The organism is Nonomuraea phyllanthi, assembly GCF_006334985.2.
Lineage (GTDB): Bacteria > Actinomycetota > Actinomycetes > Streptosporangiales > Streptosporangiaceae > Nonomuraea > Nonomuraea phyllanthi.
Window position 1 is genome coordinate 47,944 of record NZ_VDLX02000021.1, and the last position, 25,750, is coordinate 73,693.

Consider the following 25,750-nt stretch of genomic DNA (forward strand, 5'->3'; position numbering starts at 1 on the left):
TCAGGCCGGCGCGTCGCCGGGGTCCCCGACCGTAAGGACGACCTTGCCGACCGTACGCCCCTTCGCCACCAGGTCGTGTGCGTCGGCGACCGCGGCGAGCGGGAACTCCTGGGAGACGTGTACTGCGAGCTGACCGCTCTGGTGCAGGTCGGCAAGGCGCTCCATGCCGTCGGCGTCCGGCTCGACGAGGTACCAGGTGGCCCGCACGCCGAGTTCGGCCGCTCGCTCGATCATCCCCGGCGTCCAGGCGCCCTGTGCGTTGACCAGGACACCACCGGGACGCAGGCACTCCAGCGCGCGTATCGCCGCGTCGCCGCCGAACATCTGGATCACCGCGTCCACACCGCTGACCACCTCGGGGAGGTCGACGCTGGTGTAGTCGATGGCCTCATCCGCGCCCAACCCCCGGACGAACTCGTGCTTGGCCGGGCTGGCGGTGCCGATCACGTACGCGCCGCGGGCCTTGGCCACCTGCACGGCCAGGTGACCGACGCCACCCGCGGCCGCCGACACCAGCACCCGCGCACCCGGCCCGACCCCGGCCGCGTCCACGATCATCTGCCAGGCGGTCAGCCCGGCCAACGGCAGCGCCGCCGCCTCCGTGAACGACATCGTCTCCGGCATCCGGGCCAGGTGCCTGGACGGCGCGGTCACGTACTCGGCGTACGCGCCCGCCTCCCTGGGAAACCACGGCATACCGAACACCCGGTCACCGCGCTTGAACCTGGTCACCCCGTATCCCACCTCGGTGACCACCCCGGCCACGTCCCAGCCGTTGACGAACGGCAGGCTCAGCACCATGTTGTAGGCCTGTCCACGCGAGGTGTAGACATCGACCGGGTTGATGCTCGCCGCGGCCACCTTCACCAGCACCTCGGTCGGGCCCGGCTTCGGCACCGGCAGATCGACCAGCTCGAACGACTCGGTTCCGCCCCATTCCCGCTGCCGGATCGCGCGCATCACCACTCCTCAGGTCATCCATATCCGGGACGGAACGCTAATACGGCGGCGGCGGGCGCGGAATCTGTCAATCGACTCGTCATCCAAGGCGCCTTTCACAGGTCGCCGCACATCCCTTCAAGCGCGTGTTGGAGGACGGCGACGGCCGCCGGGAGCGGGTCGGCGGGGAGGGCGAGCAGGATGGTGCGCCCGCCTCCCGCACGTGTCATGATGAGCGGCTCACCTCCGGCCGTCCACATGATGAACGGCTGCCGGGTCAGGTCCGCGACCGTCACGCAGTGGCGTACGGCCAGGTCGTGGCCGTCGGGCAGGACGGCCCGCGGCTGGTCGGTGGCCGGCGGGCGCATGACCAGATCGGACGCGCCGGCGGCAGCCGCCCGCGGCGATCCTGCCGGCGGTGCAGGTGCGGTGACCACTCCAGGACCGCGGACGCCTGGCCGAATCCGGCAGAGGACCGGGCGTACGGCGCGGGCCCCCGTACGGCACCCCGCCGTTCCTCTCGAGTCGCGGCTCGCGCATTATGTCTCTGGGGGGAGACTTTCGAGTCTCCACGCGAAGACTTATCCTGAGGGACGAACCGACGGAGGCGGACGGCGATGCTCTACGGACGGAGTGAGGAGCAGACCGTGATCACGCGACTGCTCGACGACGCGGGCAACGGCGTGAGCGGTGCGCTCATCGTGCGGGGCGCGGCGGGGGTGGGCAAGTCCGCCCTGCTCGACCAGGCGGCGGTGCTGGCCGGCGATCGGATGCTGGTGCTGCGCGGGGCCGGCATCCAGCCGGAGATGGAGTTGCCCTTCGCCGGATTGCACCTGCTGCTGCACTCGGTGCTCGACGGGATCGACGCGCTACCGACGGAGCAGGCACGCGCGCTGCGCGGTGCTCTCGGCCTGGAGCGATTCGCCGCCGGCGACCGGTTCCTGGTCGGATTGGCGGTGCTGACCCTCCTCGCCAACACCGCGGACGAGCGCCCGCTGGTCTGCCTGATCGACGACGCCCACTGGCTCGACCAGGCGTCCGCGGAGGCGCTGCTGTTCGCCGCGCGCCGGCTGGACGCCGAGGGCGTGGTGCTGGTTTTCGCCGCGCGCGACGACGAGGGGATGTTCGATGCTCCCGGGGTGCGCGAGCTCCAGCTCCGCGCGCTCGAAGCCACCGCGGCGGAGCAGCTGCTCGACTCACACGCCCCGGATCTCGCGCCGGAGGTGCGCCGCGGCCTGCTCGCAGAGGCCGAGGGCAACCCGCTGGCGCTCATCGAGCTGCCCGCCACGCTGACCGGCGCGCAGCGGTCCGGCGAGTTGCCGCTGCACGCCGTCGGCATGAGCCCGGTGCCCAGCCGGATCCTGCGCAGTTTCCACGAGCGCATCGCCGCGCTGCCTGCCGAGGCCAGAACGCTGCTGCTGGTCGCGGCCTGCGACGACGGCACCCTCGACCTGGTGCTCGACGCGATCAAGCGGCTCGGCGGCAGCCTGTACGACGCCGAGCCCGCCGAGGCCGCCGGGCTCGTCCGGATCGCCGACGGCCGGATCGTCTTCCGCCACCCGCTGGTCAGAACCGCGGCCTACCAGCACGCGCCGGCGGCGGCCCGGCAGGCGGCACACCGCGCGCTGGCCGAGTCGCTGGACGGCCATCCGGACGCCGTCGGCCGGATGGCCTGGCACCTGGCCCTGGCCACCACCGGGTCAGACGAGGCCGTGGCCGCGGCCCTGGAGCGCGGCGCGGAACAGGCCGAGAGCAAGGGCGGCCACGCCGGCGCCTCTGCCGCCTACGAGCGGGCCGCCCAACTCACGCCGCACGCGGCCGAGCGCGGCCGGCGTCTGGCCGCCGCCGCGCGCGCCGCGGCCGAGTTGGGCCAGTATCACCGCGCCGGAGCGCTCGCCGACCGGGCGGCGCCCGACCTGAGCGAGCCGCTCGAGTCAGCCCGGCTGGCGCAGGTCCGCGCCGCCGTAGCCACCGCCCGGGGCGACCTCGACACCGCGCACACCACTCTCTCCGGTGCCGCGGACGCGGTACGCGAGCAGGGCGCGGACGACCTGGCCGCCGAGATGTACTTCGACGCGATCACCGCCGCCTGGCTGGCCTGCGACTTCGCCGCGGTCACCCGCACCGCCACCCGTGCAGCCGGCATCCCGCGGGCGCACCCGCTGCTGCGGGCTGCCTCCGGACTCGGCCGGATGGCCGCCGAGGAGCCGCCCGTCGCGCTGTCGTCCATGCGCGAGGTGATCGAAGGGCTGGCCCAGTCGGCCCGCCCGGCCGATCTCCGCCGCCGCGCCGCCCTGGCCCTCTGGGACCTCGTCATCGGCGACGACACCGCCGCCTACCACCGGGCCGTGGCCATTGAACGCGAGTCACGCACCTCAGGTGCGGTCGGCGTGCTGCCGATGGCGCTCGTCCTGCTGGCCCGCGCGCAGATGTTCATGGGCCGGTATCGCGACTCTCTGTCCAGCGCGCAGGAGGGCTACCGCATCGCCAGGGACATCGGCCAGCACCATCACCAGGCGCTGCTGACCGGCATCATGACCTACGTGGCGGCGGCCCAGGGCGACGAGGAGCGCTGCCAGGCCCACGCCGCCGAGATCGCGGACGTGACCGACGGGGCGACCAGCGGCATACGTTGCGCAGCGCTCAACCTGCTCGATCTCGCGGGCGGCAGACACGAGGCGATCGTCCGCCGGGCGCTGGAGTTCGACCGGCACTCCCCCGCGGCGCGCACGATGATGGTCCTGCACCGCACCCAGGACGTGGTGGAGGCCGCGGTCCGGCTGGACCGAACCGACCTCGCCCGAACCGCCGCGGCGCGCGTGCAGGCGTCGGCGACGGCGACCGGGCAGCCCTGGGCCCAGGCCGTGGCCCTGCGATGCCGGGCGCTGCTGGCTTCGGCGGAGGAGGCGGGCGACCACTTCGAGCAGGCTGTGCGGCTCCACCAGCAGGGCGGCCGGCCGCTTGAACGGGCGCGCACCGAACTGCTCTACGGCGAATGGCTGCGCAGGAACCGCCGCAAGCTCGAGTCCCGGCAGCCGCTCGAGTCGGCCCTGGAGATCTTCCAGCGCCTCGACGCGCGCCCCTGGACCGATCGGACGCAGGGCGAGCTGCGCGCCGCCGGCAAACGGCACCTGGCAGCGAACGCGCCCACCGGCCTGATCGACCAGCTCACCGCCCAGGAGCTGCAGATCGTCCGGCTGGCGGCCTTGGGCATGAGCAACAAGGAGATCGCGGCCCAGCTGTTCCTGAGCCCGCGGACCATCGGCTACCACCTGCACAAGGCCTTTCCCAAGCTCCAGGTTGCGAGCCGGGGCGAGCTGGCGCAACTCGCGCTATCCCTGGAGGCCGAGACGCCATGAGCGAAGGTGCGCGGCCAGCTCGCAGGTGCTCAGACCGAGCTGCTCGCACATGTGATTCAGGTCGAAGAAGAGCAGTTCGCGATGGATCAACCCGTCGTGCACCTTCCAGAGACTCGCGAACGACAGCGTGAACCGGCGGCCGGTGGCCGGCAGGCCGGCCAGCGGCGCCTCCATGGTCGCGCTGATCAGGCCCGTACCCACGACCAGCTCCTCCTTCAGGCGCAACTCGCCGAGCCGCACGTCGTAGTCGGGAAAGGTACGGAGCAGCGCGGCGACCGCTTCCCGCACCCGGTGCCGACCACGCGACAGCAGCCTGAACGGGATCGACTCCCGGACCACGTCCGGATGGCAGGCGTTCACCACGGCGACCAGATCGCCCGCGCTCTGCGCGGTGGCGTAGCCGCGGACCACCTCATCCGGCTGCGACCCTCTTCCCATGGAAACCTCGTTCGTCGAGTTGTCATGCGTTCTGCGGAGAACCTAAGGCGACTCGCATTTCCCCTGCATCCGTCACATGACCTGACCCTCCTCAAGGGGCTTTCAGAATTGGAATCTTGTGCTTCAATAACAGGAAGTGCTTAGTTCAATTCCTCACCTGAAGGACCCGCCGATGACCACCTTCGTTCTCGTACACGGTTCCTGGCACGGCCCCTCGGCCTGGGACCGGCTCGTGCCGTACCTGCACGAAGCGGGCCACCACACGATCACGCCGGACCTCGACCCGGACGCCGGACTGGCAGAGCACGCCGAGCAGGTCGTCGCCGTGCTCGACGAGGCCGCTCGGACGGCGGCGGACCTGGTCCTCGTCGGGCACAGCTACGCCGGTCTCGTGGTACGGCAGGCCGCCGACCAGCGGCCGCGGCTCGTGCGGCACATCATCCTGGTGGACGGCTGGGCGGGCCCGGACGGCGCCGGTCTGTTCGACCTGGCACCCGAGCCGTTCGTCGCCGCGCTTCGTGGCGCGGCCCGGCCGCACGAGGGCGGACCCGCGATCCCCGCGCCCGCACCGGCCCGCTACGGCGTCACCGGCGAGGAGGACGCCCGCTGGCTGTCCACGCGCCTGCGACCCCAGGCACTGCGGTCCTTCAGCGAACCCAGCCGGCTCACCGGCGCGGTCGACACGATCAGCGGCACGGCCGTCTGCTGCCGCCCGCCGTCCCAGGCGTTCGAAGCCCTGGCCAGGGCGATCGGATATCGCACGGTCGCGTGCGACGGCCCGCACGACATCATGGTCACCCACCCCGAACCACTGGCCCGGCTGCTGCTCGACGCGGTGACGCTTCAAGAAACGGAAGCGTGAGGCGGATTGTTCAGTGACGGATTCGGGGCACAACTCGCACCCCCCTACGGTCGAGTCGCCGTTCACGACGCTCACGAGGAGGCGTGCGAGCGAGGTTTTCCATGCCGCGCACCTGCCAATTCGGGCGGAGCCTCAAGGGCTCGACCCTGACCATGCGCCGCCCGGAGCACAACACGCACCGGCGCATGGTCACCACCGAGTTCACGGTCGAGCGGGTGCGGCAGATGCGCAGCGGGCGCTTCGGGGCACGGAGGCGATGGGCGAGATACGCCGCTTCCTGTACCGCCTGGTCGTCACTTACCAGGAAGCAGACATGTTCGACCACGAGGCGATGTCCGGGATGGCGCTCACTTCGAGGATCCCGACCTGCTGGATGCGCACCGTTCCGCGCGCGGGCGTCTCGCCTTCGGCTACGGCATTCACCAGTGCCTGGGGGCAGGATCTGGCCCGGTTGGAGCTGGAGATCGTCTGTACCACGCTGTTCCGGCGCGTTCAAGGAGGACGCGAAGGTGTACGGGCTGCATCACCTCCCGGTGACGTGGTGACCCCTCGGTGGTGCACGAGATCATCAAAGCGATCCGTCGCCGGACAGCCGGTACGAGCCCGGCCATGGCGAACGTGGCCGCCTGCCGGCGATGACGCCGTTGTTGTCCTTCTGCGGGCAAACTGGCCATCAGGGCGTGAACACCGTCGCCAAGCTCACGTGCAGAAGCTCAAGACCGGTCGTTCCGTGATCTCGCGAGCGAGAAGGTGTCTCGTCAGGTCGGACAGCTCGTCTCCTGTTCTCCACCGTGAGACGCCGGGTGGCACCGGTACTTTCCTGGATGCAAACGAGCGCATGCAAACGATTGTCTGCTGTCAACGCCCCGTGGCGGGGGCCGGTCGTCTGACGGATTCGGGTGCGGGCCGCGCGCTCGTAGCGTCCGGAGGCAAGATGACCGACGAACCCGAAGGAGACCCCACCGTGATCCTGGTCACCGGCGGCACCGGCAATGTCGGCGCCAATATCGTCCGCCAACTGCTTGACGCGGGCGAGCAGGTCCGCGTCGTCACCCGCGCCCCCGGCGAGCACTCGCTTCCCGGCGAGGCCGAGGTCGTGCGGGGTGATCTGAGCCGACCGGAAACCCTGCCCGCCGCGCTGGCCGGGATCGAGCAGGTATTCCTGTTCCCCGTCTTCGACGCGATCGCCGGCTTTCTCCGCGCGGGGCGGCAGGCCGGGCTGCGGCACGTCGTCCTGCTGTCCTCCGCCGCTGCCGGCTTTCCCTCGCGCGGCTGGATCGGCGAGCAGCACCTGCGCGCCGAGCAGGTCGTGGCCTCTTCCGGGCTGCCCTGGACCTTCGTGCGGCCGGACGCGTTCATGACCAACGATCTCGCCTGGGCGCCCCAGATCGCCGGCGGCGGAGTCGTTCGCGGCGCGTACGGCGAGGCCGCGCTGGCCCCGGTCGACCCGCGCGACATCGCCGCGGTCGCCGTCCACGCCCTCCTCGAGGAGCGCGCCGGCGAGACGTACACCGTCACGGGACCGCAGTCGCTCACCCAGCTCGACCGGGTGCGGATCATCGGGGAAGCGATCGGCCGGCCGGTCCGGTTCGAGGAGCTGCCCCGGGACACGGTCAGGCAGCAGATGGTCCAGCACGGCATGCCGGCGCCGGCCGCCGACGAGCTCCTCGACGGGCTCGCGGCCAGAGTCGGCGAGCCCGCCGCGACACTGCCCACGGTCGAGGAGCTCACCGGACGGCGTGCGTTCACCTATGCCGAATGGGTCTCCCTGCATCGGGCGGCATTCGCTCCCACGGTGACCTCATGACCGAGCTTCCCGAAGCCATCGGTGGACACAGCACCCGGCTCCATGTCGGCTATCTGCTGCCCACCCGCGACCACATCCTCGCCGGCGAGGACACCCTCGAACCGCTGCTCGACCAAGCCCGCCGGGCCGAGACGCTCGGGTTCGACTCCGTGTGGGCCGGCGAAAGCCCGCTGACCAGGCCGCGCCCCGATCCGCTGCTCGTCCTCTCCGCGGTCGCGGCGGCCACCACCCGGCTGACGCTCGGCACCGCCGTGCTCCTGCCCGCACTGCGCCACCCGATCCTGCTGGCCCATCAGCTCGCCACACTGGACCGGCTCTGCGAAGGCCGGCTGGTCGCCGGCATGGGAGCCGGGTTCCCCAACAGCGCCACCAAGGCGCAGTTCGCCGCGCTGGACGTGACGTTCAGCCGCCGGGTCAGCCGGTTGGAGGAATCGATCGAGGCGATGCGGCTGCTGTGGAGCGGATGTCCCGTGTCCTTCCGAGGAGAGCACTTCTCCTTCGACGAGATCGTCCTGGCCCCTGCGCCGGCCCGCCGCGGCGGGCCGCCGATCTGGCTGGCGGGCGGCGGTCCAGGGCTCGGCCGGGTGGCGCGCCTGGCCGACGGCTGGCTGCCGTACCCGCCGCTGGTCGCCGACTACGCCCGGGATCTGGCCGTCATCAGGGAGCATGCCGTACGGCCGGTCACCCCCGCCCTGTATGCCACGCTGTGCCTGGACGAGGATCCCGAGCGGGCACGGCAGAGGTTGCGGGCGAGTATCGAGCGCTATTACAACGCCCCGCTGGAAGCGGTCGAGAAGGTTCAGGCCATGTTCGCCGGGCCGGCGGACGAGGCCGTGCGCTGGCTGCAGTCGTATGTCGCGGCCGGTGCCAGGCAGTTGGTCCTCCGCCTGGCCTCGGACGACCACGCCGCGGCCCTGGCCGAGGTCGCCGACCGGGTCCTGCCTGCGCTCCGGCGAACCGCCGCACCGGAGCGGTGACCTCGACACCGGCCGGTCAACACTGGTCACCTTGCGGATTCACCGGTCGATCCGGCCGATCTAGCGTTCCTTGTCCGCCATGACGCGCAACGGGGAAGGGCCTCATGACCTTCAAGGATCACCAGCACTGTGCGAAGAACTGGCCCGCCCTCGATCCGAAGCGGGACGGCGTAACCCATCCAGAGAACCTGAGGAAGCGGTTGGCGGCTCTGGCGGGGTTGCTCGAGGAAAGGCTTCAGGAGCTTGCCGGTGAAGCCGAGGGCTCCGCCTTCGACCTGCAGGCGAAGGCGGATCTGTCGATGCTCCAGGCCCAGCTCGAGAGCATCGAGCGCTGGGGAGGCGGGCAGGATCTCAGCGGCACGCTCCGGGCCGGCCATCGCGAGCTGACCACGATCTACCACCAGGTGAACCAGCGGCTCCGCGACACGATCGCGCTGATCGGATCGGCCGGCGGCGTCTATCACTACGCCACGGACGCCACCCTCAACGACGGAAGGCCCGTGTAGCGGGTCATGGCCGATTCGTCGAAGAAGACACACTGGATCCGGCATGGCCTCGGCGACTTCAAGGTCGACGACGACGGCCGGAGCGTGGCCGAGATCAAGACCTTCCTCTTGTCGCTCGACCCCGACGGGGTGAAGACGGCCGCGACCGCCTATCGCTCGGCCGCGACCGTACTGGCCCGCACGCTCGACACGATCGACGACGTGAGCGCGGAGCTCGCCCGGATCTGGGAAGGCGACGCCTCGGTACGCACGCAGCGGGCGCTGCGGCTCCTGCACGTGACGATCAGAGACCTGTGCGGCGGCATTGACCGCATGGACGGCCCGCTCGACGCGCTCGGCGAGACGCTGCGCCACCACAAGGACGTCGTGGAGAACACCGGCGGATCCTGGAGCAAGGTCACATTCGACCTGCTGGGCAGCATCAACGACTCAGTTCCCGACGTCTACCGAACCATCGACCACGGCTGGGAATTCGGACCGCAGGACGAGCCGGCCGGCCGGCACCTGCGCGCGCTCAACAACGACCTCGCCGAGATCTTCCCGCGGTTCCCCGATTCCGTGGAGAAGGAACCACCCGGGATCAACCCCCAGGCGGGCCCCGAGATCGACCTCACAGACGTCGATCTCTCACCCGGCCGCGATCTCCCCGAGTCCTGGCCGTCGTCCCCACGGGCCGGCCGGCAAGGTGGTGTGCCGACCGGCCTGGACCTCGGCGATCAGTCCGACTTCGGCTCACCGGATCTGGCGGACACCTCCGGCGATCGCGGCGCCGAGCCTGGCGGGCCGGACCCGAGTCCGCACCGCCGGGGCGACGACCTGGCTCCCGGCCACGGGCGGGACGGCGACGTCACGGGCCGGCCGCCGGCCGACTCCCTCGGCCACGGTGATCACAACAGGTCCGCGGGCGAGGGCTCCACCGCGCTCTCGTTCTACCGGCCGGCCGACACCGCCACCTCTCCCACTCTGATCACGAATCCGCACGGCGCTCAGGCACCGCCCACCGGCCAGTACGGCGGGACCGGGGGAACGGCCGGCGGTCGCCCCGCTGCACCTTCCCGGACGGCCGGCGGTACGCCGACGACGCCGATGACGGGCGCCGGAGCCGGGCGAGGCAGGGCCAGGGAGGAGGAGACGCGCGAGCGATCCGCCTGGCTGTTCGAGGACGACCTCGTCTGGACCGGCAGGCAGGAGGACACCGTGCACGGCCTCATCGGCTGACCGGTCTCGCCGCGCCCGGTCAAGCAAGGATGCGCGGGTTCCGGCTCGGTTCCCAACGTTCTCGTGACCCGAGATCACCTCGTTCGGGAGGGCCGCCTCGAACCACGCTGGAGATGGTCAACGTGCGCGCCAGCCAGATCAACGGCTGCGGCCTGTGCGTTGACATGCACACGCGCGCCCTGCGGGCGGCCGGGGAGAGCGACGAGCGGATCGCCTGTGTGGCCGGGTCCCTTACACGGGTAAGAGCTCCGAAAAACTGTCATATGAATGACATTTGACATCCATATGACATAATAGCGGCATGACGGAAAGCATGCCACGGCTGCTGCTCGACGCCGGCCGTACCAGAAGGAATCACGAGTGGGCCGCGGTCCAGCGGCGACGGCTGCGCGAGAGCGTCGCCCACGCCCGCGCCCACTCGCCCTACTACCGCGACCTCTACCGGGGGCTGCCGGACGGAGTCGACGACCCGGCCGCGCTGCCGGTCACCGACAAGAAGGCGCTGATGGCCGACTACGACCGGTGGGCCGGCGACCGGGAGGTGACACTGGAGCGCGCTCGCGCCTTCGTGGCGGATCCCGAGCTGATCGGCGCCCGCTTCCTCGGCCGCTACCTGGTGGTGACCACGTCGGGGACCACCGGGAATCCGGCGATCTTCATCAAGGACGAGCAGGACATCGCGGTCAACTACGCCATGAGCGCCCGGATGATGGGCTCCTGGCTCAACGCCCGCGACATCACCCGCATCCTGGCCGGCGGCGGGCGGATGGCCATCGTGGCCGCGCGGAACGGGCACTTCATGGTCTCCGCCGGCGCCGCCCGCATGCGCGCGCACCGGCTGCAGCGCAAGGCGATCCGGCTGTTCTCCGTGCACGCCCCGCTGGCCGAGCTGGTCGCCGAGCTCAACGCGTTCCGTCCCGCCCTGCTGCTGGGATACGGCAGCGTGCTGCGCATGCTCGCCGCGGAGCAGGAGGCGGGCCGGCTGCGCGTCGCGCCGGTCCTGGTGGAGCCGGCCGGCGAGACGCTGACCGAGGACGACTACGCGCTGCTGGGCCGCGCGTTCGGCGCCAAGGTGCGCGACACCTACGGTGCCAGCGAGTGCCCCTTCCTCACCGAGGGCTGCGCGCACGGCTGGTATCACGTCAACGGGGACTGGGTCCTGGCCGAACCGGTCGAGGCCGATTACTCACCAACCCCTCCCGGCGAACAGTCGCACACCGTCCTGGTGACCAATCTGGCCAACCGGGTGCAGCCGATCCTGCGCTACGACCTCGGCGACAGCGTGCTGCAGCGGCCGGACCCGTGCCCGTGCGGCAACCCGCTGCCCGCCCTACGCGTGCGGGGACGCGTGGCCAACGTGCTCACGTTCGAAGGGGGGCCCGGCGGCGGCTCCGCGGTGATCGCGCCGCTGATGCTCAACACGCTGGTCGACCGCACGCCGGGGGTCCAGCTCTATCAGATCGTCCAGACCGGACCCAGGACCCTGCGCGTACGGCTGCGCGTCACGCCGGGCGCGGACCCCGACACGGTGTGGCGCGAGGTGTGCGACGGGATCGCCGGCCTGCTCGCCGAGCACGGCCTCGATCATGTCATCCTGGAACGCGCCACGGAACCGCCGGAGCAGTCCCACGGCGGCAAATACCGCACGGTCGTCCCGCTGAAGGATCCCCATGACGCCAGACCCTGATCGCCCCGGGCTACGCGAGCGCAAGAAGGCGGAAACCCGCGCGTCCATCCAGCGGCACGCGCTGCACCTGTTCAGTGAGCAGGGTTACGACGCGACCAGCGTCGAGCAGATCGCCGAGGCGGCCGACGTCTCGCACCGGACCGTGTTCCGCTACTTCCCGACCAAGGAATCCCTGGTCACCCTCGACGACTACGACACCCTCCTCACCACGGCCATGGCGGCACAACCGGCGGAGCTCGGGCCGGTTCAGGCACTGCGCAACGCCTTCCGCGCGATGTTCACCGACCTGACCGACGCCGACGTGACCGCCAAGCGCGAACGGCAGGCCCTGGTGCTCAGCGTCCCCGCACTGTGGGCGGCCAGCCTCGCCAACGTCACCAGGACCAAGCAGACCCTCACCGATCTCGTCGCCGCCCGGCTCGCCCGTCCACCGGACGACGCCCGAGTCAGAGCCGCCGCGGGCGCGGTGTTCGGCATCCTACTGTCCGTCTGGCTCGACTGGGCGGACGATCCGGAGCTGGACGCCCCGGCCGTACTGGACGCCGCGCTCGCCCAGCTGCGAGCGTGAACCGGTCGTTTGGCGGATTAGGCACTACGGGCCCTCCTGCGAACCTGCGGGCATATCGAGTTTCCGTCATGCCCTTGGGCAGCCCCGGAGAGGTCGACGATGCCGAAAGACAACGCGCCGGACACAGTCAGCCGGTTGGCCACCTGCAATCTCTGTGAGGCGATGTGCGGCCTGCGCGTCGACCTCGCCGGGGATCGCGTCACCGGGATCCGCGGAGACGTGGAGGACCCGCTGTCCCGCGGGCACATCTGTCCGAAGGCCGTCGCCCTGCAGGATGTGCACAACGATCCGGACCGGCTCAGGAGCCCGGTCCGGCGCACGTCCTCCGGCTGGGCGGAGATCTCCTGGGACGAGGCGCTGGATCTGGTCGCGGACCGGCTCGCCGAGATCAGGGACGAGCACGGCGCGGACGCGGTGGCGACGTTTCTCGGCAACCCGGTGCTGCACAGCCTGGGGGCGATGACGCACGTCATGCGGCTGGTCCGGCTGCTCAGGACGCGTAACCGGTTCTCCGCCACGTCGGTCGACAACCTGCCCAGCCAGCTCACGTCCTACCTCCTCTACGGTCACCAGTGGTTGCACCCGGTGCCTGACCTCGACCGCACCTCGTTCTTCCTGGTGTTCGGGGCGAATCCCGTGGTTTCCAACGGCAGTCTGATGTCCGCGCCGAACGTCTCCCGGCGGCTTCGCGCGCTACGCGAGCGCGGTGGCCGGATGGTGGTGTTCGACCCGCGGCGCACCGAGACGGCGAAACGCGCCGACGAGCACCATTTCGTCCGGCCCGGCACCGACGCCGCGCTGATCCTCGCGATGGCCCAGGTGATCCTCACCGGGGGGCCGGCCCGGCCGGCCCCCTACGTGGACGGCCTGGAGCAGGTACGCCGCGCGCTGGAGGACTTCACGCCGGAGCGCGCCGCGCAGATCACCGGGGTGGCCGCCGATACGATCCGCAGGCTGGCCCGGGAGTTCGCGGCGGCCGAGTCGGCGGCGTGCTACGGAAGGGTGGGCGTCTCCACCCAGCGGTTCGGCGCGTTGTGCCAGTGGGGCATCCAGCTGCTCAACTTGATCACCGGGAACCTCGACCGCCCAGGCGGCACCCTGATGTCCACGCCGGCGCTCGACCTCGTCGGTGGCGGGCAGATCGACGCGGGTGGCTACGACCGGTGGCGCAGCCGGGTGCGTGGACTACCGGAGTTCGCCGGCGAGTTCCCGGTGGCGACCCTCGCCGAGGAGATCACCACACCCGGTACGGGACGGGTACGCGCGCTGTTGACGGTCTCGGGCAACCCGGTACTGTCGACGCCCGGCGGGCATGTCCTGTCGGCGGCGCTGGCCGAGCTGGAATTCATGGCCGGCGTCGACTTCTACATCAACGAGACGACCAGGCACGCGGATGTGATCCTCCCGCCTACCCACGTCCTCGAACGTGATCACTACGACTTGATCTTCAGGCTCTTCGGCATCAGAGACACCGCCCGCTACACGCCCGCCGTCCTTCCCAAGCCGACCGGCGCGCTCGACGACTGGGAGATCTTCAGCGGCCTGGCCGAGCGGCTCGGGAATTCCGGGCCACGGGTGCCACCGGCCCGGATCGTAGATCTCGGGCTGGCCGCCGGGCCGTACGACCTGACCCTGGCCGGGCTCGGCGACCACCCGCACGGCCTCGACCTGGGCCCGCTGAAGCCCAGCCTGCCCGGCCGGCTGCAAACCCCGGACCAGCGGATCAACGCCGCGCCCGCGCTCGTACTCGACGACATCGAACGGGCCAGAACCGAACTGCTCACCCCGCGGCCGGCGACCACGCGACTGCTGCTGATCGGCCGGCGGCACCTGCGGGACGCGAACTCGTGGCTGCACAACTCGGCCCGCCTGACGAAGGGCCGCGCGCGGCACCATCTGCTGATGAACCCTGCCGACATGGAAGCGCGCGGGCTCAGCGAAGGCGACCTGGCGCGCGTCCAGTCGTGGCCGGGGGAAGTGACGGTCCCGGTCGCCGGCAGCGACGACCTCATGCCCGGCGTGGTGAGCCTGCCGCACGGCTTCGGGCACGTCTTCGAAGACGTACGGCTGGCCGTGGCCCGAGAGGTCGGCGGCGCGAGCGCCAACGATCTGACCGACCCGATGGTCGTCGACAGGCTCGGCGGCACCTCCGTGCTCAACGGCGTGCCGGTGACGGTCGGCCCGGCGGGCGAGTCCTGACCGGCGCGATCACGACCCCCCTCGGAAGAGCGGGAGTATGACCTCGTCCACGAGCTGGGTGACCAGTTCCTCGGCCGGGACCGTGGCGCCGGACAGGAAGGGGGCGTAAATCAGTGCCGGTATGGCTATTTTGAGTTTCTCGCCCCGGCGGCGCGGCTTTCGGCACAAGTCGTCAGTCATGGAACAGAGGCTCTCGATCAGCTCTCCTCATCACTCGACTAAGTCTCTTGCTGATGACTTTTAAGTCTCATAAAGGGGATATAATCGCGACCGAGGAGGCAGGCAATGCGTAAGACCGGACGTCGGCCGGGGACATCCACCACCAGGCAGGAGATCGTGGCCGCCGCGGCGGCCTCGTTCAGCTTCCACGGTTACGACGGGACGAGCATGCGGCAGGTCGCCGCGGACGCGGGTGTGGACCCGGCGCTGGTGCGCCGGTTCTTCGGCGGCATGGAGCAGCTGTTCAGCGCGGTCGTCGCCGAGGTGTTCCAGCCGGACCGCGCGATCGTCACCCTGCTCGACGGCCCGCGCGGCACCCTCGGTCGCCGGCTGCTCGGCTACGTCCTCAGCCTGCTCGGCGACGTCGACGCGCCCGGGCCGCTGCTCGGCATCATCCGCTCCGCCGCCACGAACGAGCACGCCGCGGCCCAGGTCAGGGAGTTCCTCGCGGCAGACTTCCTCGTCAAGCTCATCCGGACGCTCGGCATGGACCACCCCGAACTGCGCGCGACGCTGACGGCCAGCCAGCTCGTCGGCCTGATCATCGCCCGCTACGCCGTACGCGCCGAGCCCCTCGTCGCCGCCGGCCCCGACCAGCTCGCCGACTGGGTCGCCCCCACCCTGCAGCGCTATCTCACCGGCCGGGCCCCAAGCCCGCAGCCACCGAGCCGCTAGCCCGGCGGCGAGCTCGGGCGGGAAGCGAGGCTCCCGCCCGGCGCCCGGGCCATCACCTCTGAGCGACTCAGCACCCGGCCGTCAGCCCTGAGCGGCGAGAACGGCTTCCGGAGCCTCCAGCGCGGCGACTGTCCTGGTGACGCCCATCCCACCGGTGAAGCCCCCGTTCTTCCAATACCCGTTCCGTGTTGTACTGCGGCGTGGACAGCAGGGAGGGGAACCTGGCCGGCAACCGGGTCAGGTCGAGGTCGAAGCTGCCGAACAGCTGTCACGTCGATGCACGCACGTGCGAGATCACCGGCGAGCAGCAGACCGGTCGGCCCGGCCCCGACCACGATCACCTCGGCGCCGAATCCGTCAGCTGACCGGCGGCGACGCGACCATACGAGAAAGCCCGGGCGGGGTGCCCGGGCTTGTCGGTGATGGCGGTCAGTGCCGCGGCTGGACGGCCGGGGGGCCAGCCGGCCTCCTGGTCGCGGGCAGGGCCCACAGCGCCAGGCAGCCGACCAGGATCCCGCCCACCCAGGCGGTCCAGGCAGCGGCGGCGAGCCCGGTGAAGGAAATGGCCCACGGCGCGGCGATCGCCAGCACCGCCCAGATGACGTTGGTCCACTGGCTGACCGCCGACGAGGGTTGCGCCAGCGCCCACAGCGCGGTGCAGACGATCAGCACCCCCATCATCACCAGAGCCGTCGCCGCACCGGAGTCGGTGTCCGTCCAGATGGGTGCCAGCGCCAGGTACAGGCCGACCGCGATGTTGGTCCAGTCCTGCCAGCGTGTCCATGGCTTCATGGGTTCCTCCTTTGGGATGAAGCCGATCTTTCGCCGGGTTCCTCGGTCAGAAGCACCTCGGCACTTCGAACGCTAGAAATGTCGGCGATTTTCCGAATCCGCCAAGTGACGCGGCGGGTGACCAGTGCGTTCTCCCTTCCGTGCGTGTCACCTTTTCCGTCGTACCGAACGAGACGGTTCGGAACGTGGACGCGGCTTGACATGCCAAGCAAGCGGAGCCGACCATGACCGGCCAAACGACAGATCGGTGCCTGCCGACTTGCCCGCGAATCCGGCCACTTTCCTGATCGTCGCCGTGCATGGCGAGAGCTCGCTCCGCGCGATCCGTTCCTGGGCGGCTCCCGTCGGATGACAGATGCGCCACATCGAGCCGGTGGAGTTCCGTTGAGCATCATGAAGACGGAACTGCGAGGAAGAACGGTTCTGATCACCGGCGGCACCAGCGGCATCGGGCGGGCACTGGCCGAGGAACTCGACCGGCGCGGCAACACCGTGATCGTCTGCGGCCAGCGCACGGATCGGCTGGCGGAGCTCCGCGAGCGGCATCCGGGCATAGCCGTACATCAGTGTGATCTGGCCCTCGACGACCATCGGCAGCGGCTGGCCGACCAGCTCGCCAAGGAATTCCCAAGTCTGGACATGGTGGTCAACAACGCCGGGATCCAGCTGAGGTCCGACGTTTCCCGGCCGATCGACCCGGCACGGCTGCGGGCGGAGACCGACGTCAACCTGATCGCGCCCACCCACCTCACTTCACTGCTCGCCGGGCAGCTGGCCGGAAGCCGGGTGCCACCGTCGTCAACGTCACCTCGGCACTGGCGTTCGCGCCGCTGGTCACGGTGGCTTACTACAGCGCCACCAAGGCCGCCGTACACTCCCTGACGATCTCCATGCGCGAGCAGCTGAAGGAACTCGGCATCCGGGTGGTAGAGGTCGCACCACCAGCGGTGGACACCGAACTCGGCGGCGACCTGCGAGACGACCCCACCGCCACACACGGCGGCATGCGGGTCGCCGAGTTCGTGGCCGAGACCGTCGCCGGCCTCGAAGCGGGCGCCGACGAGATCCTCGTGGGTCTCTCCCAACAGCTCAAGGCCGACCCGGAAGGGATGTTCGACACGCTGAACTCGATGTTCGACCGGGGCTAGATGTTCTGCCAGTGACGCGACCTACCACGAAAACCGGCTGCACCCGGTGAATCCCTCAGGACCGGGTACAGCCGGTGTCCCGCGGCGGGTGTGCGGGCCGCGGAGGCCGGAGTCAGCTCACCGTGGCGTTCGCCCGATCGCGCCAGGCGGCGAATCGGTCCGCGGCATCATCCGTGGGCACGCCGAGCTGTTCCCACATCTGGTTGAAGTCGTAGAAGAAGCGTTCGGTGGCGATCAGCTCGTCGCGGACGTACCACAGGCACACGTACGGCAGCTCGAACGCGGCGCCGGTGGGTTCGATGCCGGCCAGCGGGCCGCGCATCGTCCCGGTGATCGTGCCCGCCGCCATCACCAGGTCGTCGATCTCCACAAACTCGTCCATCTGCACCGCGTAGTCGGGAAACGCCCCCAGGAACGCGGTGAACTGCTGCTCGGCCTCCCGCTTGCCGTGCGAGGCCGACTGAAAGGCGACGGTCTCGAACACGACGTCCTCGTGGCACCACTCCAGGCAACCGGGCACGTCACCGCTGGTCTTCGCGGTGGAATGCGCCCGCACCACCTCTTTCGGCGTCATGGCCGCCCCCTTTTCGCTTTCGTTGTACATCGACGGATAAACCGTAGGAAGCCGGGGCCGGGCGGCGCATCTGCCGCTCGACCGGTCACCGGCGGGCCCCGGCCGGCCCTCCGACGGGGTGGCCTCGCTCAGCCGGCGAACCTGATCGGCACGGTGACCGCCTCGTTGGCCCGGCTGACCAGCACCTCTCCCCGATGCACCTCGATCGGGCTGACCCCGAACCTGTCGGCCAGGCTCTGCTGCACCCCGGTCACGGTCGCCTCGGCCCTGGTCGCCGCCTCGGCGTCAGGGAAGAAGGTGACCGTCAGCGCAGTCCCCTCTCCCGTGTTGACCGCGGCATACAGCACGCTGCCGACTTCCTCCGGAATACGGTCCGCGAACTCACGATCCACCTGCTTGATCATCTCGTCGAAGGAGCCGGTGCCGGTGTCGTAGCGCCAGATCATCGCGTACATGAATCCTCCTTGGTCGCTCTGTCGTACCAAGCATAAGTCCCCAATCGGGGACTTATGTATCTGTCAAATGACCGGGCAGCCATTCCTGTACCGCTTCAGAACCCATCACACAGGGCTTGAACTGGGGATTCTCTGCAGTGGCCACGCGGCTCGGTGAGACTCGGTGATCAAGCCGCCGAGCACCTTCCGGCGTTGGATCCGACCTTCCAGCGGCACGACGGGACTGGTGCGGCCGATGCCGAGTTGGGAGGCGGCCAGCCACAGCTTGCGCTGGACAGCGGCAGGCGCAGGACCGGCAGCACGATCTTGTCACGAACCAGGCGTTTGCCGCGGGTGGACGGCAGCATGATGTCGACCGCGGTGCTGGTGGCCGACAGCACCTTCTGGGCCAGCGGACGCCGCTCGCCTTCGTTAGTGTCCAGCAGGCGGCAGGCGGCGCGGCCCAGCGCCGCGAGCGCCACCTCCCCCGCCAGGTTCTCCGCGCTCCCCAGGCCGGTGTTCTGTCCCTGGTCGCTAAACAGGCTCTGGATGTGCGCCGCGTCGCCCGCAATCAGGATCCGGCCGTTGCCGTAGGCGTCGGCCGGCCGGCGGTGGATGCGTAACTCCGAGACCCAGCAGAACTCCGTGACCAATTCGCGAGTCTCTCCACCGGGGCCGGGTCGTCAGGTTGTCCGCGCCTGCCAGAAGGGGCCGGTCAACCCCGCCCGCGCGAAATACTCGGCGCTGGCCGCCGGGTCGCGGCGCTGGTAGCCGGGGTCGAGCCGGCCCGCGTACCAGCCGCGGGCCAGCCGCCACAGCGTCGTCAGGTCCATGACGTATCCGCGGTCATGGCCTGTACGGCGCAGCCACACCTCCACGCAGTCCGGCCCGCAGAACAACCGCTGGTTCGCGCACGTGTGGAGCACGTTGTCCCACATGCGGGCGACGGGCACGAGGAAGTGCGCCACCTGCTCGCCCTCCGGGGGCGCCTCGCGCCCCACCGCCCAGGCGTGGGGCGCCGCGCAGTTCGGGCAGCGGGTGGCGACGAGGACCTCGGCCTCCGCGCTGAGCAGGTGGGGCAGCGCGAAGGAGTCCCAGGCGCAGCCGCCCCACCACAGCGTGCTCTGCCCCATCACGGAGAAGCCGAGCGGCACGGCGGAGAACGGGTGCGCCATGACGATCCGGCCGTCGCGCATGACGAGGTCGCGGCCGGCACCGAGCCGGTCGAGCGCCTCGATCACCTGCTCGCGCGGCAGGGAGACGGCCAGATCGTCAACAGTGGGCGCTCGGCCCGTTTCGGCGAAAGAACGGTAGACGGCCAGGCGGATCGCTTCCATGGCGTCACCGTACCGGGGAGGGTCAGACCTCCTCGGCGACGCCCAGGTACATCACGCGCGGGTCCGTCGGGTTGAACGCCATCGAGGTGACCCGGTCGTAGGCGTTGTGGGTGGTGGTGACCTGACCGGTACGGGCGTCGTAGCGGTAGACGTCGGTGCCGATGCCCTGCCAGCCGGTGCCCCACACGAAGTAGAGCACGCCCGGGTCCTCCGGGTGGGCGGCCATCTCCGGCCCGTTGGGGAGGGTGATGGCGCTGGTCTGGTCCACGATCGGGGCGAAGGTCGCGCCGCCGTCGAGGGAGCGGTAGATGTGCCGGCCGTCGGACGGCACCTGCTCGTGCGATTCCTTCAGGTTGATGCCCATGGCGTACACGACGTTCGGCGCGGCCGGGGAGATCGTCGCGCTGAACACGTTGACCTTCGCCCCGGGCTCTCCCAGACCGGTGGATCGGGTCCACGTCCGCCCACCGTCGTAGGTGACGCGGATGCCCGCCCACACGGTGCCCAGCACCACGTGGTCCAGGTCGTCCGGATGGAAGACCGCGGTGTAGATCCGCTGCGGCTCGCCACCCTGGAAGGCGGGCGTGCCGACCGGCTCCCAGGTGCGCCCGCCGTCGCGTGACTCGCGCAGCTGCCCGTCGCCGTCCATCACCCGCAGGCGGTCGCGGTGCAGCGGATCGGCGCCCAGCCCGGCCACCTCGCTCGCCGGCGAGGTCAGCGGCGTGACGCCGCCGGGGGTGACCAGCGAGATGGCGCCCTGGTTGTCCCACGCGTAGGCCCGGCCGCCGCGGGCCGCGGTCAGCCGGATGTACCAGCCGTTCACCTCGCCCACCCGAGTCCAGGTGCAACCGGCGTCCTTCGAGGTCAGTAACGTGTTGTTCGACATGGCGAGCAGGCGGCCCGGACGGTCGAGCGCGACGAGCCCGGTCGTGTAGACGACCGGCTTCAACGCCTGGCTGGTCGCCATGATCGTCTTTCCCTCGTCGCGGGTGAACGTCACCGACCCGTCGCCGGTGACCGTCTCGCAACGCGGCTGGTGCCGGCCGCCGCGACCGTCGACGCCGGCCGCGGGGTCGTCGTCGGCGACGGCGGGCGCCGTGGACGACAGCGCCACGAGCGCGGCCGTGATCCCCAAGGTGATCATCTTTTTCACGGACTGCCTCCTTGACAGGCTCAACCGGGGAGGTCCCCAATCCGTCCTATAGCGGGGCCGATCGCTCAAGGTAGAGTGGAGCGCTGGCAGGTTCATGACATTGCAGGAATGCGACAGCCTCGCGGTGATCGCTGCGGGAAGAGGTTTCAGCGCTGCGCTCCGGGCTGGGAAGAGGCCGGGATCACCGCCGTACGCTGGGGCGGAGAGGGTGGCGGGGCCCCGGCGGGGGTGCCCGCAGAAGGCCGGCCGCGCCGGGAGACCGGTCGGATGACAGATGCGGATGCGACGCCGATGCCGTTGAGTGGGGCGGTCATGGACACGCGAACACGCGGCAGAGCGCTTGTGCCGGGTATCCGGGTTCAGCCTGATCAGCGGCCCCCGCCGGAGGCCTGTCAGCGGGCAGGGCGGCCGGATCCGATCGTACGAACCCCACGCGCCCATGGGCGGCGCGCGGAAAGAAGGAGAGCTCCACCGTGATCCTGGTAACCGGCGGCACCGGAAACGTCGGCTCCGCTCTGGTGAGTCAGCTGGTCGATGCCGGTGAGAAAGTACGCGTGATGACCCGGGACCCCGGCGGCCGTTCGTTCCCCGACGGGGTCGAGGTGGTGCCCGGCGACCTGACACGGCCGGCCCGGTCAGCACGTCGAAGCACGCCGCGAGTTCTTCGTACGCAGGCACCCCTCCTGGGACACCCGCTACGCGATGTACCCCATTCTGCGTACCGACGCGGTCCCACCCCTGGCCTGAGCTCCTCTGCGGACGCCTCGGCGTCGTCGGCGCACGCGACCTGGAACGGCCTTCCATCGCCACCGCCCTCAACGACGACCCTGCCGTGGTGCTCGCTGAACTCCCGACGCCCTGCCTTGCGCAGCACCGTCCGGATGGTCTCAGCGTCCCGGTCCCGCCTGGGGTGTCTTGGCAGGTTCCGGAGCGAGCGCCCGCTTCCCTACGCCTGTCCGGATCTTCTTGTTGACACGCCCGTCAAATGACGGATGTGTCGCGATAGGGCGCATGTCAGCCTGAGGAGGTCTATGCAGAGATCAGGTAACGGCGGTCTTCCCCGTCTGGGCAGGATCGTCCCGCTCATCCGAGACTTCCTGGGCCACGCCAGCCGAACCTCACGCTCTCGTAACGGCCCGCGATCCGGCCTGCCGCATCGTAGGCGGTCACAGTGACGGGCGGGGTGTCGACGAAACGCTCCGGTTCACCACTGTTCCTGCTCTTGCGGGAGACGGTCTTGGCCGGCGTCCTGGCGATGAAGAAGCCGTTGCTCACAACGGCGTCCGTACGCTCGCCGGGGGACCATGCGATCGTCACCCGCCGCACGTCGAGAGCGACTCGGCCGGCGACAATGCGCACGTAATTGTCATGGGGCGGCGGGTTCTCCCGATACCAGTAGTGCGTCGTATAGATGTCCACGCTCAGCTTGCCGGGGAACCCGGCCACGTCCCCCGGCACCTTGTTGCCCCAGTAGGTGAAGACCGGGGGCTCCGGCAACTCCTTGGTCGGCGCGCACAGAACGAAGCCCTTGGCGCTGCCCACCAGGGTGCCGCGGATCCTCCGCCAGCGGCCGGCCGTCTTGGCCAACGCGCTCTGCAGGAGGTCCTCGGCGGCATGCTGGTCGTTGGTGAGGACGTACGCGAGCCTGATCAGGCTGTCCGAGCGGGCGGCCACGAAGTCGGCGAAGTCGCGTTGCTGGTCGGGATGCACGAGTCTCCTTGAGGCGGGGGTCTCGCCCTGTTCAGACGTGTCCGGGACCGTGTTTCTATGGCGTGCTCGTGCGCCGGGCCTGGGGACGGTTCGACCGCACCCGGCGCATCGGCCCCGGTGAGCTGCGCCGGGGCGTCCATGCCCTGATCGCCGAGGAGCCACGTCGCAACTACCGGTTCATGAGCCGCCTGGACGACCGCATCGACCTCAGCCATTCAACCGGGGCATAGCTGGTGCCCCTGAACTGCGAGGATTCGGACGTCGAAGCCATATCCGCCGTAGGAGCAGGTGCGCCTTTCCGGTGAGTGAGCGTATCGGGTGGGGCTGACCCAGATGCTCGGCGGACTGTGGCCGGATGGACAGAGCGAGACCTACGGCTTGCAGTGCGCCATGAGGCGCTCTGGCGTGTCTCCGGCGCCGCCGGAAGGGACGCGGAAGGAGGTTCCCGGACCTGATGATTCACCTTGATGGGAAAACGATGACGGGACCAGAGCATGTCAGGAACCTGGCGGTCAGACCGAGACGCTGCGGGTGGTGCGCCAGGACGCCCGCGTGACATCGCGAAAGCTGTATTGCCCGAATCCCAATCCCAGCGGAGACAACCTGGCTGAAGCCACAGTCATGTTCCGTGATCTAGAGTTGGATCTTGTTGTGGCGTAGCCATCGTTCCCAGTAGCGGCTGCTGCGGGCGCGGGCTTGGTGGGCGCGTCGGTGGTGTGAGCATGCCAGGGAGCGATGGCGGCGCTGGTCAGATGTGCCAGGAGCCGGCGGATCTCGGCGGGGATGAGGAAGACCAGGCCGCACGTGCTTTGGGGCATGAGCGGCGGTGACGGTGAGGTAGTCGTGTGCGAGCATGGCCAGGGTGCTTTGGCAGTGCCAGCCGTCGTAGCGGCGGACCTGATACGGATCCTGCGGGAAGGCGCGGGTCGTCGTCGCGGTGCCGCATCCAGCGTCAGGCGAGAGATCCTCCGGTGGGAGCCCCGTGGTGCGAGAGACTGACACGTCACCGCGGACGGCCGCGAGATTCCCGCGCGGCGTGGCGCCTGCCTTACCGGCCGGCGCCGCCTTTCTGCTGGTCTGCCTGCTGCCGCTGGGCGCGACCGCGGGGGTGTTCGCGGCGACGGCCGACACGGACTGGTCGTCTCTGGCACTGTTCGTCGCCATATTCGCCAACCTCGTCCTCGCCCCCCTTCTTTCCACGATGGTCGCTGTCAAGCTGGAGCCGACGGGCAAGCCGCGCCTGATCGGATGTTTCGTCGTGGCGACGCTGCTCGGCATCGGCCTCGGCGGAAACGCGGCCATCCACGCAAACCAGGCATACCTGCACTGGTACGGCATGCCCAAGCAGGCGCGGATCTCCCTGGTGGAAGTGGACGACGCCAAGCGCGTCGTGCGCTGCACATACATTCTGGGCGGCGTCTTCGCCGATCAATGGATGGACGAGTTCCCGGTCGAAACTCAGCTGGATCGTGCGGCGTGCGAGGCCAAGGTCGGCACGGTCATCGAGGTGATGGTCGACCCGCGACGGCGCGTCCAGCCGCGCACGAGTGCTGACCTGGAGGGTATCGGCACGGCACTGTGGATCGAGGGCGGGCTGCTGCTGATGGCAGGGCTCGGCGCCGTGACCACCGCGGGCATATCCGTCCGCCCAGACAGGAGCCCGGTGGAGGCCGGGCGGGCGGCCGAGGCGGGGCGGGCGGCCGAGGCGGGGCGGGCGGCAATCGATCGCCCCGCCGCGCGACGCCGACCCCGGCCACGTCGGCGAAGGTGATGTCATCGCCTCGGCGAAGCCCCGTAAGCGCGTCATGCGGGCACCTGGACGGGAAACGATCAGGTCGAACGCGGAAAGTGATCTTCCCGAGCCCCGCCCGGGGCATCGCCGAGGCGATCTCCGCCTCAACCGTCCGCCGGGATCCTGACCGCCGACGTGGTCAAGTCCTGGCAGCACACCTCCTGGACCTTCATCCACGACCCCGACTTCGCCACGAAGGCCGCCCGCGTCCTCGGCCTCTGCCAACGCATCTGGAACGGACACCCCCTCACCGGCAACGACCATGTGATCTCCACCGACGAGGGACCTCGACCCAGGCCCGCTGCCGCCGGAGTCCCACCCTGCCGCCCGGCGCCGCCCGCATGATGCGCGTCAAGCACGGCTACGGCTGCGGTGGGCGCACCGGCCCACCTCGGCCTGGCCACCTACGACGTCCGCTGGGGCTCAGTTGATCGTTCCTTCTTCGAGATGGTCGACGAACTCGCGTTCTACGCCCCTGCGGTGGCCATCACCCTGGTGCGAAGGTCCTGGCCGGCCGCACCAGCGGGCTGATGTTGCGGGGCAACCGGCGCGCGCCACGACCCCGGGACGCCCGCAGCTCACCCTCGGCGCCGGTCATTTGATCGATTGACGTCCCGTATGTACCGTCAGCACGATCGGATGCGTGCAGATTGACTTCTCCAGATTCTCCGAGCCTGCCGACACCGAGGGCCTCGTCGAGTTCCTGACCGGCGAAGAGTGGCCCTTCCACGCGGGCATTCCCGATGCGGAGGCAACCAGAAAGCGCGCCGTCGACGGCCTCTACGACAACGAGGAGAGCCGCACATTCTGGATCCTCACGGACGACGGCCGCCGGGCCGGCCTGGTCCGCCTCCAGGACCTCACCGACGACACCCCGATGTTCGACCTGCGCGTGGCCAAGGCATGGCGCGGCCGCGGCCTCGGCACGGCGGCCGTCTCGTGGCTGACGTCTTACCTGTTCAAGGAGTTCCCGGAGATCACGCGCATCGAGGGGAGCACGCGTCAGGACAACCGGGCGATGCGGGCGGTGTTCCGCAAGTGCGGCTATGTGAAGGAGTCGCATTACCGGGAGGCGTGGCCGAGCCCGGACGGGACATGCCACGACTCGATCGGTTATGCGATCCTCCGGCGGGACTGGGTCTCGGGGACGGTGACGGTTCCCGACTGGAACGACGAGCCGGGCGTGTAGGGGTCCGAAAAGGACGAGCCCTTCGCCTCCGAGCTGCCCACCCGCTCCCCCCATCCCCGCAGGTGGACAGGCATGAAAGGTCGTCTGCACAGGGAACTCATCGATGATCCCGTCGTAGGTTTCCTGGTCGGGCCCGAGAGTGATCTTCAAGGAGATCTCCAACGAGG

General features: G+C 70.0%; 30 protein-coding genes. 18 read left to right on the top strand and 12 right to left on the bottom strand.

Annotated elements, in window-relative coordinates; all coding sequences use genetic code 11:
• Nucleotides 1–960: an NADP-dependent oxidoreductase gene (locus tag FH608_RS40565; RefSeq protein WP_139635739.1), complete on the bottom strand. Its 960-nt coding sequence runs from the start codon at nt 958–960 to the stop codon at nt 1–3.
• Nucleotides 961–1,055: 95 nt separating this feature from the next.
• Nucleotides 1,056–1,307: a hypothetical protein gene (locus FH608_RS40570; protein ID WP_139635740.1), complete on the bottom strand. Its 252-nt coding sequence runs from the start codon at nt 1,305–1,307 to the stop codon at nt 1,056–1,058.
• Nucleotides 1,308–1,556: 249 nt separating this feature from the next.
• Here FH608_RS40570 and FH608_RS40575 point away from each other — a divergent pair, with 249 nt between their 5' ends.
• Nucleotides 1,557–4,298, top strand: a complete 2,742-nt coding sequence (locus FH608_RS40575) for a helix-turn-helix transcriptional regulator (protein WP_139635741.1) — start codon at nt 1,557–1,559, stop codon at nt 4,296–4,298.
• On the opposite strand, the gene FH608_RS40580 is transcribed toward FH608_RS40575, so the two are convergent.
• Entirely contained in the window at nt 4,272–4,736 is a 465-nt protein-coding gene (locus FH608_RS40580) for an ester cyclase (RefSeq protein ID WP_139635742.1), read from the bottom strand. The two genes, FH608_RS40575 and FH608_RS40580, sit on opposite strands and share 27 nt — an antisense overlap.
• Nucleotides 4,737–4,908: 172 nt before the next feature.
• Between FH608_RS40580 and FH608_RS40585 the strand changes: the two genes are divergently transcribed.
• The 9 genes from FH608_RS40585 (at nt 4,909) to FH608_RS40630 (ending at nt 14,560) form a co-directional block, all read left to right on the top strand.
• The gene (locus FH608_RS40585; protein WP_139635743.1) at nt 4,909–5,598 is read left to right on the top strand and encodes an alpha/beta hydrolase; all 690 of its coding nucleotides are present in this window, start codon (nt 4,909–4,911) and stop codon (nt 5,596–5,598) included.
• Nucleotides 5,599–6,532: 934 nt separating this feature from the next.
• A complete protein-coding gene (locus FH608_RS40595) occupies nt 6,533–7,405 on the top strand; it encodes an NAD(P)H-binding protein (RefSeq protein ID WP_193318904.1) in 873 nt (290 codons plus the stop codon).
• On the top strand, nt 7,402–8,382 hold the full coding sequence (locus tag FH608_RS40600; protein WP_139635745.1) for an LLM class flavin-dependent oxidoreductase: 981 nt from the start codon (nt 7,402–7,404) through the stop codon (nt 8,380–8,382). The genes FH608_RS40595 and FH608_RS40600 overlap by 4 nt, the downstream gene beginning before the upstream one ends.
• A gap of 104 nt (nt 8,383–8,486) precedes the next feature.
• Entirely contained in the window at nt 8,487–8,888 is a 402-nt protein-coding gene (locus FH608_RS40605; protein ID WP_139635746.1) for a hypothetical protein, read from the top strand.
• Between the two features lie 6 nt (nt 8,889–8,894).
• Nucleotides 8,895–10,106, top strand: coding sequence for a WXG100 family type VII secretion target (locus FH608_RS40610; protein WP_139635747.1), 1,212 nt, complete (start codon nt 8,895–8,897; stop codon nt 10,104–10,106).
• A 29-nt stretch (nt 10,107–10,135) separates the two neighbouring features.
• Nucleotides 10,136–10,384, top strand: a complete 249-nt coding sequence (locus FH608_RS40615; RefSeq protein ID WP_139635748.1) for a carboxymuconolactone decarboxylase family protein — start codon at nt 10,136–10,138, stop codon at nt 10,382–10,384.
• A 23-nt stretch (nt 10,385–10,407) separates the two neighbouring features.
• On the top strand, nt 10,408–11,793 hold the full coding sequence (locus tag FH608_RS40620; RefSeq protein WP_139635749.1) for a phenylacetate--CoA ligase family protein: 1,386 nt from the start codon (nt 10,408–10,410) through the stop codon (nt 11,791–11,793).
• A complete protein-coding gene (locus FH608_RS40625; RefSeq protein WP_139635750.1) occupies nt 11,777–12,361 on the top strand; it encodes a TetR/AcrR family transcriptional regulator in 585 nt (194 codons plus the stop codon). Before FH608_RS40620 ends, FH608_RS40625 begins: the two co-directional genes overlap by 17 nt.
• A gap of 135 nt (nt 12,362–12,496) precedes the next feature.
• Nucleotides 12,497–14,560, top strand: coding sequence for a molybdopterin-dependent oxidoreductase (locus tag FH608_RS40630; protein WP_226900340.1), 2,064 nt, complete (start codon nt 12,497–12,499; stop codon nt 14,558–14,560).
• A 9-nt stretch (nt 14,561–14,569) separates the two neighbouring features.
• Here the strand turns inward: FH608_RS40630 and FH608_RS51960 are convergent, their stop codons facing one another.
• A complete protein-coding gene (locus FH608_RS51960) occupies nt 14,570–14,740 on the bottom strand; it encodes a hypothetical protein (RefSeq protein ID WP_193318905.1) in 171 nt (56 codons plus the stop codon).
• A gap of 105 nt (nt 14,741–14,845) precedes the next feature.
• Between FH608_RS51960 and FH608_RS40635 the strand changes: the two genes are divergently transcribed.
• Entirely contained in the window at nt 14,846–15,454 is a 609-nt protein-coding gene (locus FH608_RS40635) for a TetR/AcrR family transcriptional regulator (RefSeq protein WP_139635752.1), read from the top strand.
• Here the strand turns inward: FH608_RS40635 and FH608_RS54550 are convergent.
• Nucleotides 15,451–15,795, bottom strand: coding sequence for a hypothetical protein (locus tag FH608_RS54550; protein ID WP_394367731.1), 345 nt, complete (start codon nt 15,793–15,795; stop codon nt 15,451–15,453). The genes FH608_RS40635 and FH608_RS54550 overlap by 4 nt on opposite strands.
• 88 nt (nt 15,796–15,883) lie before the next feature.
• On the bottom strand, nt 15,884–16,246 hold the full coding sequence (locus FH608_RS40645) for an SPW repeat protein (protein WP_139635753.1): 363 nt from the start codon (nt 16,244–16,246) through the stop codon (nt 15,884–15,886).
• Nucleotides 16,247–16,639: 393 nt separating this feature from the next.
• On the opposite strand from FH608_RS40645, the gene FH608_RS53990 reads away from it, so the two are divergent.
• Both FH608_RS53990 and FH608_RS53995 read left to right on the top strand, forming a co-directional pair.
• The gene (locus FH608_RS53990; protein WP_264372945.1) at nt 16,640–17,128 is read left to right on the top strand and encodes an SDR family NAD(P)-dependent oxidoreductase; all 489 of its coding nucleotides are present in this window, start codon (nt 16,640–16,642) and stop codon (nt 17,126–17,128) included.
• Complete coding sequence (locus tag FH608_RS53995) at nt 17,086–17,394, top strand: SDR family NAD(P)-dependent oxidoreductase (RefSeq protein ID WP_394367732.1); 309 nt, start codon at nt 17,086–17,088, stop codon at nt 17,392–17,394. Before FH608_RS53990 ends, FH608_RS53995 begins: the two co-directional genes overlap by 43 nt.
• Nucleotides 17,395–17,506: 112 nt before the next feature.
• Here FH608_RS53995 and FH608_RS40660 read toward each other — a convergent pair whose 3' ends face one another.
• The 5 genes from FH608_RS40660 to FH608_RS40680 all read right to left on the bottom strand — a co-directional run bounded on the left by FH608_RS40660 (nt 17,507) and on the right by FH608_RS40680 (nt 20,892).
• A complete protein-coding gene (locus FH608_RS40660; protein WP_139635756.1) occupies nt 17,507–17,968 on the bottom strand; it encodes an ester cyclase in 462 nt (153 codons plus the stop codon).
• A 128-nt stretch (nt 17,969–18,096) separates the two neighbouring features.
• A complete protein-coding gene (locus FH608_RS40665) occupies nt 18,097–18,423 on the bottom strand; it encodes a hypothetical protein (protein ID WP_139635757.1) in 327 nt (108 codons plus the stop codon).
• Between the two features lie 167 nt (nt 18,424–18,590).
• Nucleotides 18,591–19,055, bottom strand: coding sequence for an FAD-dependent oxidoreductase (locus FH608_RS40670; protein ID WP_139635758.1), 465 nt, complete (start codon nt 19,053–19,055; stop codon nt 18,591–18,593).
• A gap of 30 nt (nt 19,056–19,085) precedes the next feature.
• Nucleotides 19,086–19,739, bottom strand: a complete 654-nt coding sequence (gene merB, locus FH608_RS40675; protein WP_139635759.1) for an organomercurial lyase — start codon at nt 19,737–19,739, stop codon at nt 19,086–19,088.
• Nucleotides 19,740–19,761: 22 nt separating this feature from the next.
• Complete coding sequence (locus tag FH608_RS40680) at nt 19,762–20,892, bottom strand: WD40/YVTN/BNR-like repeat-containing protein (protein WP_139635760.1); 1,131 nt, start codon at nt 20,890–20,892, stop codon at nt 19,762–19,764.
• A gap of 473 nt (nt 20,893–21,365) precedes the next feature.
• Between FH608_RS40680 and FH608_RS53320 the strand changes: the two genes are divergently transcribed.
• Nucleotides 21,366–21,881 (top strand): SDR family oxidoreductase, encoded by a 516-nt coding sequence (locus FH608_RS53320; RefSeq protein WP_226900341.1) that lies wholly within the window; start codon nt 21,366–21,368, stop codon nt 21,879–21,881.
• A gap of 94 nt (nt 21,882–21,975) precedes the next feature.
• Here FH608_RS53320 and FH608_RS53325 read toward each other — a convergent pair whose 3' ends face one another.
• Nucleotides 21,976–22,602, bottom strand: a complete 627-nt coding sequence (locus tag FH608_RS53325) for a SigE family RNA polymerase sigma factor (RefSeq protein ID WP_226900342.1) — start codon at nt 22,600–22,602, stop codon at nt 21,976–21,978.
• Between the two features lie 68 nt (nt 22,603–22,670).
• On the opposite strand from FH608_RS53325, the gene FH608_RS51970 reads away from it, so the two are divergent.
• The 4 genes from FH608_RS51970 to FH608_RS40705 all read left to right on the top strand — a co-directional run bounded on the left by FH608_RS51970 (nt 22,671) and on the right by FH608_RS40705 (nt 25,583).
• The gene (locus FH608_RS51970) at nt 22,671–22,832 is read left to right on the top strand and encodes a hypothetical protein (protein WP_193318907.1); all 162 of its coding nucleotides are present in this window, start codon (nt 22,671–22,673) and stop codon (nt 22,830–22,832) included.
• An 806-nt stretch (nt 22,833–23,638) separates the two neighbouring features.
• Nucleotides 23,639–24,373, top strand: coding sequence for a hypothetical protein (locus tag FH608_RS40700; RefSeq protein ID WP_139635762.1), 735 nt, complete (start codon nt 23,639–23,641; stop codon nt 24,371–24,373).
• Nucleotides 24,374–24,766: 393 nt separating this feature from the next.
• On the top strand, nt 24,767–24,925 hold the full coding sequence (locus FH608_RS51975) for a hypothetical protein (protein WP_193318908.1): 159 nt from the start codon (nt 24,767–24,769) through the stop codon (nt 24,923–24,925).
• Between the two features lie 112 nt (nt 24,926–25,037).
• Nucleotides 25,038–25,583, top strand: a complete 546-nt coding sequence (locus FH608_RS40705) for a GNAT family N-acetyltransferase (RefSeq protein ID WP_139635763.1) — start codon at nt 25,038–25,040, stop codon at nt 25,581–25,583.
• Nucleotides 25,584–25,750: the final 167 nt, after the last annotated feature.

Coding starts and splice junctions, on each gene's coding strand:
- FH608_RS40625 (WP_139635750.1), top strand. CDS start 11,777: ATGACGCCAGACCCTGATCGCCCCGGGCTACGCGAGCGCAAGAAGGCG.
- FH608_RS40620 (WP_139635749.1), top strand. CDS start 10,408: ATGACGGAAAGCATGCCACGGCTGCTGCTCGACGCCGGCCGTACCAGA.
- FH608_RS40660 (WP_139635756.1), bottom strand. CDS start 17,968: ATGACGCCGAAAGAGGTGGTGCGGGCGCATTCCACCGCGAAGACCAGC.
- FH608_RS40575 (WP_139635741.1), top strand. CDS start 1,557: ATGCTCTACGGACGGAGTGAGGAGCAGACCGTGATCACGCGACTGCTC.
- FH608_RS40635 (WP_139635752.1), top strand. CDS start 14,846: ATGCGTAAGACCGGACGTCGGCCGGGGACATCCACCACCAGGCAGGAG.
- merB (WP_139635759.1), bottom strand. CDS start 19,739: ATGGAAGCGATCCGCCTGGCCGTCTACCGTTCTTTCGCCGAAACGGGC.
- FH608_RS40580 (WP_139635742.1), bottom strand. CDS start 4,736: ATGGGAAGAGGGTCGCAGCCGGATGAGGTGGTCCGCGGCTACGCCACC.
- FH608_RS40570 (WP_139635740.1), bottom strand. CDS start 1,307: ATGCGCCCGCCGGCCACCGACCAGCCGCGGGCCGTCCTGCCCGACGGC.
- FH608_RS53990 (WP_264372945.1), top strand. CDS start 16,640: ATGAAGACGGAACTGCGAGGAAGAACGGTTCTGATCACCGGCGGCACC.
- FH608_RS40665 (WP_139635757.1), bottom strand. CDS start 18,423: ATGTACGCGATGATCTGGCGCTACGACACCGGCACCGGCTCCTTCGAC.
- FH608_RS40565 (WP_139635739.1), bottom strand. CDS start 960: ATGCGCGCGATCCGGCAGCGGGAATGGGGCGGAACCGAGTCGTTCGAG.
- FH608_RS40645 (WP_139635753.1), bottom strand. CDS start 16,246: ATGAAGCCATGGACACGCTGGCAGGACTGGACCAACATCGCGGTCGGC.
- FH608_RS40610 (WP_139635747.1), top strand. CDS start 8,895: ATGGCCGATTCGTCGAAGAAGACACACTGGATCCGGCATGGCCTCGGC.
- FH608_RS40605 (WP_139635746.1), top strand. CDS start 8,487: ATGACCTTCAAGGATCACCAGCACTGTGCGAAGAACTGGCCCGCCCTC.
- FH608_RS40585 (WP_139635743.1), top strand. CDS start 4,909: ATGACCACCTTCGTTCTCGTACACGGTTCCTGGCACGGCCCCTCGGCC.
- FH608_RS40595 (WP_193318904.1), top strand. CDS start 6,533: ATGACCGACGAACCCGAAGGAGACCCCACCGTGATCCTGGTCACCGGC.
- FH608_RS40600 (WP_139635745.1), top strand. CDS start 7,402: ATGACCGAGCTTCCCGAAGCCATCGGTGGACACAGCACCCGGCTCCAT.
- FH608_RS40615 (WP_139635748.1), top strand. CDS start 10,136: ATGCGCGGGTTCCGGCTCGGTTCCCAACGTTCTCGTGACCCGAGATCA.
- FH608_RS51960 (WP_193318905.1), bottom strand. CDS start 14,740: ATGACTGACGACTTGTGCCGAAAGCCGCGCCGCCGGGGCGAGAAACTC.